12 protein-coding genes are annotated in these 13,235 nt (G+C 29.7%); all 12 read right to left on the bottom strand.

All coding sequences use genetic code 4. The annotated features are described in order from the left end of the window. Positions 1 to 32: 32 nt before the first annotated feature. Positions 33 to 1,466: a M60 family metallopeptidase gene (locus S100390_RS00875; protein ID WP_070406429.1), complete on the bottom strand. Its 1,434-nt coding sequence runs from the start codon at positions 1,464 to 1,466 to the stop codon at positions 33 to 35. Positions 1,467 to 1,818: 352 nt separating this feature from the next. Continuing rightward, positions 1,819 to 2,577: a hypothetical protein gene (locus S100390_RS00870; protein WP_070406428.1), complete on the bottom strand. Its 759-nt coding sequence runs from the start codon at positions 2,575 to 2,577 to the stop codon at positions 1,819 to 1,821. 1 nt (position 2,578) lies between these two features. After that, positions 2,579 to 3,463 (bottom strand): 16S rRNA (cytidine(1402)-2'-O)-methyltransferase, encoded by an 885-nt coding sequence (gene rsmI / locus S100390_RS00865; protein ID WP_070406427.1) that lies wholly within the window; start codon positions 3,461 to 3,463, stop codon positions 2,579 to 2,581. Continuing rightward, positions 3,453 to 4,022 carry an aminoacyl-tRNA hydrolase gene (gene pth, locus S100390_RS00860; protein WP_070406426.1) on the bottom strand — a complete coding sequence of 190 codons (570 nt, stop codon included), beginning with the start codon at positions 4,020 to 4,022 and terminating at the stop codon, positions 3,453 to 3,455. Before pth ends, rsmI begins: the two co-directional genes overlap by 11 nt. Positions 4,023 to 4,036: 14 nt before the next feature. Continuing rightward, positions 4,037 to 5,329 (bottom strand): adenylosuccinate lyase, encoded by a 1,293-nt coding sequence (purB, locus tag S100390_RS00855; RefSeq protein WP_070406425.1) that lies wholly within the window; start codon positions 5,327 to 5,329, stop codon positions 4,037 to 4,039. Continuing rightward, positions 5,329 to 6,630, bottom strand: coding sequence for an adenylosuccinate synthase (locus S100390_RS00850; protein WP_070406424.1), 1,302 nt, complete (start codon positions 6,628 to 6,630; stop codon positions 5,329 to 5,331). Before S100390_RS00850 ends, purB begins: the two co-directional genes overlap by 1 nt. A 68-nt stretch (positions 6,631 to 6,698) precedes the next feature. After that, positions 6,699 to 8,294, bottom strand: a complete 1,596-nt coding sequence (locus S100390_RS00845; protein WP_070406423.1) for a CTP synthase — start codon at positions 8,292 to 8,294, stop codon at positions 6,699 to 6,701. An 83-nt stretch (positions 8,295 to 8,377) separates the two neighbouring features. Continuing rightward, positions 8,378 to 8,920 (bottom strand): DNA-directed RNA polymerase subunit delta, encoded by a 543-nt coding sequence (rpoE, locus tag S100390_RS00840; RefSeq protein WP_070406422.1) that lies wholly within the window; start codon positions 8,918 to 8,920, stop codon positions 8,378 to 8,380. Between the two features lie 18 nt (positions 8,921 to 8,938). Further along, positions 8,939 to 10,168: an HD domain-containing protein gene (locus S100390_RS00835; RefSeq protein ID WP_070406421.1), complete on the bottom strand. Its 1,230-nt coding sequence runs from the start codon at positions 10,166 to 10,168 to the stop codon at positions 8,939 to 8,941. A 5-nt stretch (positions 10,169 to 10,173) separates the two neighbouring features. Beyond that, a complete protein-coding gene (gene gltX / locus S100390_RS00830; protein ID WP_070406420.1) occupies positions 10,174 to 11,622 on the bottom strand; it encodes a glutamate--tRNA ligase in 1,449 nt (482 codons plus the stop codon). A 21-nt stretch (positions 11,623 to 11,643) separates the two neighbouring features. After that, entirely contained in the window at positions 11,644 to 12,105 is a 462-nt protein-coding gene (gene ispF / locus S100390_RS00825) for a 2-C-methyl-D-erythritol 2,4-cyclodiphosphate synthase (RefSeq protein ID WP_070406419.1), read from the bottom strand. Positions 12,106 to 12,116: 11 nt separating this feature from the next. Beyond that, positions 12,117 to 13,217 (bottom strand): redox-regulated ATPase YchF, encoded by a 1,101-nt coding sequence (gene ychF, locus S100390_RS00820; RefSeq protein WP_070406418.1) that lies wholly within the window; start codon positions 13,215 to 13,217, stop codon positions 12,117 to 12,119. Positions 13,218 to 13,235: the final 18 nt, after the last annotated feature.

Below are 13,235 nucleotides of genomic sequence, written 5' to 3'. Positions count from 1 at the left end.
GGTCTTATTTTAAAAATAAGACCATTTTTATTTTATTCAATTTCAACTAGTTTAAATGGCACCATTTCTTGAATAATTGGGTCAAATTCTGTTTTTAACTCAGCAATATTATTTCAAATTGGTTTTGTCAAAGGTTTATATCTACTAATAATATTTTCTGTCTCTGCAGTTAGCTTTATTCCCCACTCATTAAAAAATTGTTTTAAATTATAATCAGTTACATATGAAGTTATTCTAATAAACATTTGTATTTTTTTCTCATCAGTATCAAAACGAGGCATTGATTCAGAATCTTTACCATTATTAATTTGACGATATATTTTATTTAATACTGGATAAAAATTATGACCAAAGCCCATTTGCAATTGTCAAAGCATTCCTAACCTAATTCAACTACCAATATCACCACTAAGATTATTAAAATCCTTATTCTCATTTTGTTGTGCTAAATATCTCTTAATTGCTTGTTGTTTTTCACTTTCTTTATAAATTCTTAATTGAATTCCTAACTTTTGTTGAATATATAATGCACTAAGATTATTACTGACTTCAGTTAAATCGTGTCACTTATATTGCAATGTCTGATAGGTATGGCCAGTTTCATGCCATAATGGTCATTGATCAGTAATTTGATCTAAGAATAAATCTTTGCCAGCGCCAGTACTATTTTGGAACATTACTCGTCCATGAGTAGCATTGGCATAACCCCAAGAGTTGTCCTCGTTAGCTATATGAATATACTGAGGAAATTTTTTACTAATATCCTTATTTTTTGCATTTAAACCATAAAAATCATTGGTTCAATTTCAAACATTATCTCAATGGTTTAATGTTACATTAAAAGAATGTTGTGGGCGTGATAATACCACATTTTTGATCATATCTGTTTGCATTGTTGCAAAATAGTGTTTAGAAACAAATTCCACAAATGGTGACTTTGTTGTCTTAATTTGTGTAATAAATTCAGTTTGATCTGTTTCATTTATTTTAAAAGTTGGTATTTTAATGAATTCCTCTGAATCATCTGTTACTATATCAATTACTTCCAAATCTGTTTGATTATTATCTTCAATATAAAGTACACCAGAATATTCTGGAATAACTATACTTGTTTCGCCAATAACTAAAAAACTTTCAAAATATTCATGACCATTATTTATATTTTTATATTTTCCTCATTGCCCAACTCTGAAAAAAATATTTGTAAGATATTCATTCTTATTTATGATAATTTCATATTTAATTCCAGCTTCTAAAAAATATCCTGTTGGTTTAAATTCAGAATGTCTAAATCAACGATTCTCTCTATTTTTAGCTTCATCTGCTGAAACAAGTGCTACTTCCCTAATATTATTTTTATTAACTCTTAAATTAATTCTTTCATTATATGAACTTACAGCAACTACGGTTGGAATACTACTTCCGATTATTGTCATTGTTCCTAATAAACTCAATAATTTTTTCATTATTTTTCCCCACTTTCATCTTAGTTTTATTGATTTAAAATTTAAAAAACTAACATATTGGCGGAGTGTACTCCTTTCAAAGTAAGACTAAATATTTGGCATGCAAAAAATTAATCAAAAGATTAATTTTATAATAAAATCTATTATTAGTAATCAACATAACTCTTCATCTCAATTTCTTTTAGATAATTGATATTTTTGTTAAGTTATTTAAAAACATAGTGATTTTTTATTAATATGTAATTTAATTTTACCGCAAAATAAAAATTTATATCCTTTTTATTTTATTTAATTCTAATTAAAATTGGCTTTGTCAGTGATTTTAAGTGGACCAATAATATTTTTATAATTATTAGTTCTCTTGGTATGTTTTAATTTTTTGGCGATTAACTAATAAATTGTTTAAATTAATAACAATTGAAACCAATAGGGCAGTAATTAAACCCAAGACAATCAAATATAAAATATAATACTCTGGTTTCCGAAAATCTTGAAAAAAATATGGGACATAATAGTTTTTCGCAGGAGCACTATAATTTCATAATTTTTCATCAATCGGGGTCAACAATAATACCATTTGTCGTAAAGCAATAAAAATTGTGTAAAAAACAGGATGCAAATAAAACTTGTATAATTTTCGAACATAAAAATCCCGATGATTAATTAGTTTTTTTTCAAACCTTAAACAAAAGTAGACAATAAAAATAATTGGACAAAGTCAATGTTGAACAACAGTACTAATTCAATAAATCGTAGTATTATTTCAACTTGCAGTAAATTTTTGTCCTGTAATTGCTCCAATCACAGTACCAATTGTAAAAAACAAAAAAGTTAGCAATGCAGCAAAAACAATATATAGAACAAAAAGATGATTTGTAACAAAATAACAATATTTTTGTCTACTAAAATAAATCAAACCACCTAGCGCAAATAACAAAATTAATAAATCAGTTTGTACACTTCATCAACTAATAAAATATCATGAGTAACTTAACCAATTTAATTGATAATGAAATAGACTATAAAAATAAGTTAAAGTTAAAATAATAACTTCCAAAATAAAAAGAATACTACAGTAAATTAAATTTTTAATCTGTGCTGTTTTCAACATATTACTCCTTGTGATGATGATATTTATTATACAAAATATTTTTACTAATTTGGTACTTACTTGCAACAAAATCGATTGCTTGTTTAACCCGATAATTTTCTTTTTTAATTAATTGGTCAATCTCATTAATTAATATTTCATCAGCCACAACTCATTCTGGTTCAGAAATAAATCCATCAACAACAATCACATATTCACCAAAAGCAACATTTTCTTCTGTTGTTAAAAATGTTGAAACTTCTTGGCACGAACCACGATATCATTGTTCATGAATTTTGGTAAGTTCCTTCCCTACTGCAATTTGCCGATTACCTAGAACAGTAAAAATTAGTTTTAATGTTTCTAGCAAACGATGAGGCGCTTCATAAAAAATAACTGGATATGGTAATTTGGCAATTTGCTCTAGTTCCTTAGTCTTCTTTGTTCTAGCTTTATCTAAAAATCCAAAAAATAAAAAATGTTTTGGATTAAGACCTGAACTAACAATTGCATTTAAGGCAGCATTTGCCCCACTAATTGGTACAACATCATAAGGATATTCCGCTAAAATTTTATGAACAGCATAATAACCAGGATCACTAATTAAAGGATAGCCCGCATCGCTAATAATCGCAATCGATAAATTAGCGGTTAAATCATTAATCATTTCGGTAAATCGTTCTATTTCATTTTCTTTATTTAATGAAACTAATTTTTTCTTTAAATTAAAATAATTTAACAATTTTAAAGTGTTACGAGTATCTTCACAATAAATTTTTTGCACATTATTTTTAATAACATCAATTGCTCGTGGTGTCATTTCTTGTAAATTGCCAATTGGTGTTGCAATTAAATAAACTTTTGGTTGATTACTTTTAAAACTATATTGTTTAATTTTATTTGCCATTATAAAGACTCATTAGTTTATCAAAACTATCACCCTGCACTAAGTATTGTGACATAATTTGAGAAACTCTTTCTAGTAAATCATTATTAATGATTGTTAACTGATCAGCAGTAAATTTTCCTAATACTCAATTACGAAGGGGGATTTGGTCATGTTTACCAATTCCTAATTTAATGCGCAAAAAATTTTCACTTCCTAACTTGTGAATTAAATCTTTAATACCATTATGACCTGCACTTGAACCATTCTTTTTTAATTTTAAAACATTAAAGGCGAGATCTTTATCATCATAAATTACAATAATATCTTCTAACGCCAATTTATAAAATTGCTTAATTAATAAAACTGCATCACCACTTAAATTCATAAAAGTTTGTGGTTGACAAAAAAGAACTTTTTCATTGTTAATTGTTGTTTCTCAAACAAAAGCATTAAAAACATTGCGGGGTTTTGTTAGATTAAACTTAACAACCAATTTATCAATTGCTAAAAACCCAATATTATGTCTTGTATAAGTATATTCACCGCCTGGATTACCCAAGCCCACAATTAACTTCATAATTTCGCTCCCTTTTATTTCAACACTCGTTGATAAATTTTATCAACATTACGTAAAAAATAATTAATATCAAATAACTTGTCTAATTCTGACAATGATAAATATTTTGCAACATCATTTTTGATTAGAACCGTTTTAAAATCAATTTGTTGTTGTTGGGTAAGTAACGTACACTTTTGAATAAAATCATAAATTTCTTCACGCGAATAATTAGTTTCTTTTAAAATTTTTGTTAAGACAACCTGACTAAAATAAAGATTATTTGCTTGTTGTAAATGCTCATTAATTTTGACAGGATTAACAACTAAATCATCAAGAACAGTAATCATCCGTTTTAAAAGATACACAACTAAATGATAGGTGTCTGGAATAATAATCCGTTCATTACTACTATGTGAAATATCACGTTCATGTCATAATAAATTATTTTCAAAAGTAACATTCATATTGCTACGAACTAAACGAGCTAACCCCGAAATATTTTCCGCACTAATTGGATTTTTTTTATGTGGCATTGATGATGATCCTTTTTGGGTTTTACTAAAGCCTTCTGCAATTTCACTAACCTCTGAACGTTGAAAGTGACGAAACTCCAGAGCCATTTTCTCTAACAAATTAGCAATTTGACCAAAACTAGAAAATAATGCAACATGATAATCCCGTGAAGTAACTTGGGTTGCAATTGGATCAATTTGTAAACCTAACTGTTGAGCAACATATTCTTCTACTGCCACTTCAACATGGGCAAAATTACCAACAGAACCAGAAATTTTTACAACTTCAATTCCTGTTGCTGCTGTGTTAAAACGAATTATGTTTCGTTCTAACTCAGCATATCAAAGTAAAAATTTTAGTCCTAACGAAGTTGGCTCGGCAAACATCCCATGAGTACGACCCATAATTAATTGTTTTTTATATAAAAGGGCTAATGATTTTAAAACTGTTTGCAATTGCTGCAAATATTTTTTAACAACTTCATTTGATGCTTTAATTAAATAATTTTGACTAGTATCAACAACATCAGTTGATGTTAAACCATAATGAATTCATTTCTTTTCTGGTCCTAATGTTTCTGACAACATTCGGGTAAAAGCAACAACATCATGTTTTGTTTCAGTTTCTAATTCTAACATTCGTGGTAAATTTACGGTTAAATGTTCTTTAATCTTTTTAATATCAGTCGGTGGAATTAATCCAATTTTAGCTCAACCTTCACAAACTAATAATTCTACTTTTGCTCAAATATTATATTTATTTTCATCATTTCAAATTGCTTCTAATTCTGGAACAGCATAACGATTAATCATTAGAAAATTTCCTCATTCATTAAAATAGTTTGTTCACGATCAGGGCCAACAGAAAATAAACTAATTGGCACCCCAACAATTTCTTCTAATTTCATTAAATATTGTTGAGCATTATGTGGTAGTTCTTCAAATGATGTTACCTTGCTAATATCTTCTTCTCATCCTGGCATTGCAATTAAGATTGGTTGACATGCATCATATTCTTTAATTGTGCTTGGAACATAATCAATTTGTTGACCATTATATTCATAACCAATACAAATTTTTAATTCCTTAATTGATGATAAAACATCTAACAACATTATTGCCATACTAGTATAACCACTAATTCGCAATGAATGTTTCATTAAAACACCATCAAACCATCCAATCCGACGAGCACGGCCAGAAACAGTACCATATTCGCGTCCTACTTCTCGAATATATTTTTCTGTTTCTCCAAAAATTTCTGATGGGAACGGACCAGTTCCAACTCGCGTATTATAAGCTTTTACAATTCCAATCACGTTATTAATATAACGCGGTGCAATTCCGACACCAACCGGAATTGAAGCAGCCGTTGGATTAGAAGATGTTACAAAAGGATAAGTTCCGTGGTCTAAATCTAGCATCACCCCTTGTGCCCCTTCAAATAAAACTTTTTTATGCGCATGAATTGCATTATCAACTAAAATTGAAGTATCAGTTACTAATCCTTTAATTTGATGAAATAAATCTAAATATTCTTTTCAAATTAATTTTGGATCAAATCCCTCACTATTAAAAACCTTTGTTAAAATTTCATTTTTAAATTTTAAATTATTTTCTAATTTTTGTAAAAATCCTGCTTCATCAAACAAATCACCCAACCGAATTCCAATTCGTTCTGCTTTGTCTTGATAACAAGGTCCAATTCCTTTTTTAGTTGTTCCAATCGAATCTTTTTGGCGATATTCTTCTTGTAATTCATCAATTTTCATATGATATGGAAAAATTAAATGTGCACGATCACTAATCCGTAGATTACTGCAATCAAAGCCATTTTCTTGTAAATAGTTAATCTCACTAACTAATTTTCGTAAGTTAACAACACAACCATTCCCAATCACATTAATTGAATTTTTATTAAAAACACCAGAAGGAACAATACTTAATTTATATTTTGCCCCCTTAATCACAATCGTATGCCCAGCATTATCACCACCCGCTCAGCGCACAATAACATCAGCTTTTTGGGCAAAATAATCGGTAATTTTACCTTTTCCTTCATCACCTCATTGACTACCAACAACAGCTAATGTTCGATAATTTGTACCACTCATAACTCACTTCCAACCTTTCTACCTTTTAATCTTAATATAATTTTTGATGATTTCACAACTTTTTCCACTTATTTAGTTTTAATTACCGCTTGAACAAAACCATTAAATAACGGGTTTGGTTTATTTGGTCGCGAAGTAAACTCCGGATGATATTGAGCAGCAATATAAAACGGATGGTCTGGCAATTCAATGACTTCAACCAAGTTCTTTGTTTCATAAAGACCACTAAAAACTAGCCCCGCTTGTTCTAATTGTTGACGATAATCATTATTAAATTCATAACGGTGACGATGACGTTCTAATACTTCATCTTTGCCATATAACTGACGAGCCAATGTATTTGGAACCAATCTTGTTTTATAGTTTCCTAATCGCAAAGTTCCACCAATATGTTCTGTTTTATCTTTACCACGAATCAGATCAATAATAGCGTTGTTGGTTTTAACTAATTCGGAAGAATTTGCATCTTTAATATGACAAACATTACGGGCAAATTCAATCACTGCCGCTTGCATTCCAAAGCAAATTCCTAATAATGGAATTTTATTTTCACGTGCAAACTGACAGGCTAAAATTTTCCCCTCAAACCCCCGTTCACCAAAACCACCAGGAACTAAAATTCCTTTTGCATTTTGAAATAATTGTTGATAATTATCAACAGTAACATCTTCGGCTTTAATTCAATCAATTTTAACTTGGACACTGTTTTCATAACCAGCAATGCGTAATGATTCACTAACTGACAGATAAGCATCTGGCAACTCAATATATTTTCCCACTAATTTAATTTCAATTGTTGTTTTTGAATGATCAATTTTTTCCACAAATCGCTTCCACTCCGCAATATCTGTTTTTGTAATGTTTAAATTTAACAATTTACTAATTACTTGTTGGGCATTTTGTTGATACATTTTCATTGGTACTTCATAAATACTTGCCGCATCAGTTGCAACAAGAACATTATTTTTTTCAATATTACAAAATAAAGCAATCTTTTCAATCAGGCTATCGTCTAATACTTGTTCGGCACGGGCAACAACGATATCAGGTTGAATTCCCAATGATAATAATTCTCGTACTGAATGTTGTGTTGGCTTTGTTTTTGATTCCTTTGAAGCCGCAATATACGGTACTAATGAAACATGCATATATATCACATTTTCACGACCCTGTTCCATACGTACTTGTCGAATTGCTTCAATAAAGGGTAACGATTCAATATCACCAACTGTTCCACCAATTTCAGTAATAATAATATCAGCTTTTGATGTTTCTGCTGCATGATATACTTTCTTTTTAATTTCATTAGTAACATGTGGCACAACTTGAACTGTCCCACCATCATATTCACCACGACGTTCTTTTTCAATCACATTTTTATAAATTTGTCCCGAAGTAATATTTGATTCTTTTGTTAAATTCTCATCAATAAAACGTTCATAATGCCCTAAATCTAAATCCGTTTCTGCCCCATCGGCTGTGACAAAAACTTCCCCATGTTGATAAGGACTCATTGTCCCTGGGTCAACATTTAAATATGGATCAAATTTTTGCATAAAAACATTTAATCCACTTGCTTTTAATAAGACACCAATTGAAGAAGCAGTAATTCCCTTCCCAAGGCCACTTACAACTCCTCCCGTTACAAAAATATATTTTGCCATCGTATTTTCATCCTTTCATCCCCAAATAAAAAGAGTTTAGAAATTAACAGGGTTGTCAGTTCTAACACTCTTCAATCTTGGTATTAATTATTTTCTTCCATTTCTTTTTCAAGAGCTTTTCAGTCAATTTCTTCTGTAATACCCAATTTAGCTGCTACTGTTTCATCGTCATCATCAACAGAATAATCATTAGAAATTAGGTCATCATCCTCAACCTCAATTTCAACAAAATTATCCTCTTCATTATCGTCTTCATCTAAAGTATCATCAAAATCAAGAGTGTCAATTAATGTTTCCTCATCTTCGCCCTCTTCCTCTTCATCTAAATCAATATCTTCAAATTCTTCTGTTGTTTCAAATTGATCAGTATAATCATATTGTTTTTTAATATCATCATACTTTAAAAATTCGCGTAACCCCCACATACCTTCGCTTGTTAAGACAAAACGGTTATCTAAAACTAAATCAGTATATAATTCCGCAATAACGTCTTCCTTACTTGTTCCGTGTACTGTTACATCACTTTGTGAAGCAATCTCATTTCAAATATTTTCAAAAGTATCACTTCCACCTTTTTTCTTTAAACATGAATACACTAACTCTAATAATTCTACACTATCGTTCATTCATTTAAACCTTTCTTACTAACTACTTTCATATTTTTCACCAATTGAAAACCAAATTGTTGTTGCAGTTTCTTTGTTATTATTTTTAAATGCCAAGACTTCTGATACTTCCATAATGCATTTTACACCAGCAGGAGTATCAATATAAATTGGTTTTGTATTACTATCATATAATTTAACTGGTTTCAGGTTATATTCAACCATAAAATAATTATAATGGTTTTTATATTTTTTTATCAAATTATTTTTAATTTCTTCTAAATTTCTTTTATTTGGGTTGATTTTTCGTAAAAATTCTCGATTTGTTAACATTTTAATTAACGTAACTAATATTTCGTCATTTTCATACTCTAACATTTTTAAATAAGTAAATAAAGTGTAATCATCCAGTAAGCAATATTCTTCTGCCTTCATCATTTTGCCATTAAATAATGGACTTAATAATGTCACAATTTCTTTATTTTTAAAAGCATAGTTTTCGTGGTACAAATCACATAAACGTTTAAACATCATTTTAAAAGTTAAATCAAAACCAATACTTAATGGATGTAAATAAATTTGTTTATACATATGATAACGACCAATTAGAAAGGATTCAATTGCATATTGAACTTTTAATGGAAAAATAATTTTTTTATCTTTGATAAACAAATGGCGAATGATTCATTGTGTGTCAACATGACTATAACCAACACCGCTTGTTTGACCATCTCGTAATAAGTAATCCATCCGGTCAGCATCTAGTTGTGATGAAACTAATGATGATAAAACACTATCATGATGTTTTCCTTCAATAATCATACATAATTCATTAATTTCATCAGGACTAAATTCTTCGGTTAAAATCTTATTAATGTTTGTGGTTGGACTTTTAATTAACAATGTTGAATAACTTTCATGACTAATATCACTATTTGTAACTTTATTAATCATTTCAAAAGTGTGTGAAAAAGGACCATGCCCAATATCATGTAACAATCCTGCTAATTTAACCAATAATTGCTCATGTTTGCTATACATTTCTTGAAAACTTGGTGTTTCTAACATTTTACTAACCAAATGATAAACTCCAATACAATGTGAAAAACGCGTATGAGACGCACTTGGAAAAACATATTGTCCCCCCGCCAACTGACTGATTCGGCGTAAACGCTGAAATTCTGGGGTATTAATTAATTTAACAGCAATTTCTTCAGTAACTTCAATATCACCATGAACACTATCCCGAATTGTTAAGGGTAATTTCATTGTTCTTATTGTAATTTTGTAATATTACTAATTACTTGTTCCTTTCCTAATAAATAAATAACCTTTGCTAGTTCTGGTCCGTGTTCTTGATGAGAAGTAAAAATTCGAATTGGCATAAATAGATTCTTTCCTTTCATTTTATACTGATCACCCATTTTTGTAATTAGGTCTTTAATACTTGTTTCTGTTCAATCTGATAACTGGTCTAACTGTGTTTTAAAAGTTGCAATCATTGCTTCATAATCAGTTAATTCTGTTAACACCGTCATTGTTGTTGATGTCAACTGCTCAACTGGCTCAAAGAAAGGTTTTGCTAACGTAACAATTTCCGCTCCATATTGAAGTTCTTTTTTATAAATTAATAATAACATATTTACTCATTCTGTCCCCTTTTTTGTTAAATCATATTTTTGGGCTAAAAAAGGTCGAACAAAAGCAAGATAATCTTCATCACTAAGTTGTTTAAGATAATAATTGTTCATTCAAGTTAATTTTTTAACATCAAACATGCTTGGTGATTTACTAAATCGTGTTTCATCAAATAACTTAATTAATTCATCATGTGAGAAAATTTCTGCTGTTCCTGATGGCGATCATCCTAATAAACTAATAAAATTAAAAATTGCTGATGATAAATAACCTAAGGTACGATACTGACTAATAAATTGCATTAAATGACTATCACGTTTTGATAATTTTTTATGTTGTTCATTAACAATTAAAGTTAAATGTGCAAAAATTGGTGGTGTTACTTTAAAAGCTTGATAAATCATTAATTGTTTTGGGGTATTAGAAATGTGTTCTTCACCGCGAACAACATGACTAATCGCCATTAGCATATCATCAATTACCACAGCAAAATTATAAGTTGGAATCCCATTTGACTTTAAAATAACTCAGTCACCAAGGTCTTTTGATTCAAAATGAACTGGGCCACGAACTAAATCATCAAAATCATAACTCGTATTACCAGGAACAAAAAAACGCAAATTATATGGCATTTGATTTGCTAATTTTGTTGCAACTTCAGTTGCTGATAAATTTCGGCATTTTCGATTATAACGTGGTGAAAGATGCCCGGCCGCTAACTGCGCTTCGCGATCTTGTTCTAATTCCGCTGGCGTACAAAAGCAATAATATGCTTTCTTCATTTTCAATAACTCTTGAGCATATTTTTGATAAAGGTCCAATCGTTCTAACTGACGATATGGCCCATAAGCGCCCGGACGATCAATTGTTTCGTCTGGTTCAATTCCTAATCAACGTAAATTGTCTAATTGTGATGCAATTGCACCATCAACATTTCGTTCTGTATCAGTATCTTCAATCCGTAAAACAAAAACACCTTGATAATGTTTTGCAAATAAATAATTAAATAAGGCTGTTCTTGTATTTCCAATATGTAAAAACCCAGTTGGACTTGGGGCATAACGTAATCTAATCTTTTGACTCATTTTAATTCCTCATTCTAACTTCTAACGATTCTCGCTTTTGACTAACAGTAACGTTGTATAACTTTGAATAATATTGCTAAAGTTCTTTTCTGTTGTTGTTGCTTTAATATTAATATTTTTATCTTCTAATTGTAATAAGTGCTTTAAGTTCATCTTAATTGCTGTCTTATATGCTTTTAATTTTGGTTCATCAACAATAATTGTTGTATCAATGTTAACAATTTGATAATTTTGATTAACCATTAAAGTTAGTGCTTGTTCTAAAATTACTTGTGAATTAATATTTTTGTTTGTTTCATCAAACCAGTCCCCTAAATCACCAAAACCCAATGCCCCAATAATTGCTTCACTAATTGTGTGTAACAAGATATCACCATCAGAAACAGCTTCAACTTGATATTGACATGGAATAAAAATTCCTCCCAATAAAAATCCTGTTCCTGCTTTTAAATTATGTAAATCATAACTATTACCAACACGCATTATTATTCTCCTTAAACATTAAATTTAAAAAAACAAATATCGCCATCTTGCATTATATAAGTTTTTCCTTCACTTCGTAAACGCCCATTTTCTTTGACTGCTTTTTCACTACCATATTTGATTAAATCAGCATAGGAATATATTTCAGCCCGAATAAACCCACGTTCAAAGTCAGAATGGATAATACCAGCACACATTGGTGCTGTTGAGCCTTTTTTAAAAGTTCATGCTCGAACTTCTTGTTTTCCGGCGGTAAAGAATGTTTGTAATCCTAATAACACATATGATTTTTTAATTAATTGGCTTAGTCCCGCTTCTTTAATTCCATAGTCACTCATCAGCAATGCACGATCGGCTGCATCTAACGCCGATAATTCTTCTTCAATTTTGGCACAAATAACAACAACCTCAATCTCGTTTTGTTTCCCATATGCTTTTACTTTTTCAACATATACATTATCTGATTGATTAAGATCTGTTTCCGCAATATTAGCAACATAAATAAATGGTTTAATTGTTAACAAATTAAAACTTTTCACAACTTTTAATTCATCTTCTGATAAGGCAAGATCTTTTAATAATTTATTTTTTTCTAATGCCGCTGCTAACTTTAATAATAACTCATATTCAAGGACATCATCTTTTTGCTTTAATGTTTGTGCTTTTTTTGCCACTTTATCAATTCGCTTTTTAATTTGTTCTTGATCAGAAATAATTAATTCCAAATTAATAATTTCAATGTCACGAATTGGATCAATTGTTCCCTCAACATGCGTAATATCTTTATTATCAAAACAACGAATAACCATACAAATTGCATCAGTTTCACGAATATTTTGTAAAAAAGCATTTCCTAATCCTTCCCCTTTGCTAGCACCAGCAATCAATCCTGCAATATCATAAAATTCAAATGTACTATAAATCGCTTTATTTGGTTCGCAAAGATTAATTAAGGTCTCCATCCGTTCATCGGGAACTTCAACTGTTCCAACATTAGGATTAATTGTTGCAAATGGATAATTTGCTGCTTCAACTTGTGAATTTGTAATTGCGTTAAATAAAGTTGATTTACCAACATTTGGTAAACCAACAATTCCCATCTTTAATGCCATCTTTTTTCTTCCTTACTA

This window comes from Spiroplasma sp. NBRC 100390 (assembly GCF_001886495.1).
In the GTDB taxonomy this organism is placed as follows: domain Bacteria; phylum Bacillota_I; class Bacilli_A; order Mycoplasmatales; family Mycoplasmataceae; genus Spiroplasma.
This window is presented reverse-complemented; position numbering and strand designations above follow the sequence as displayed.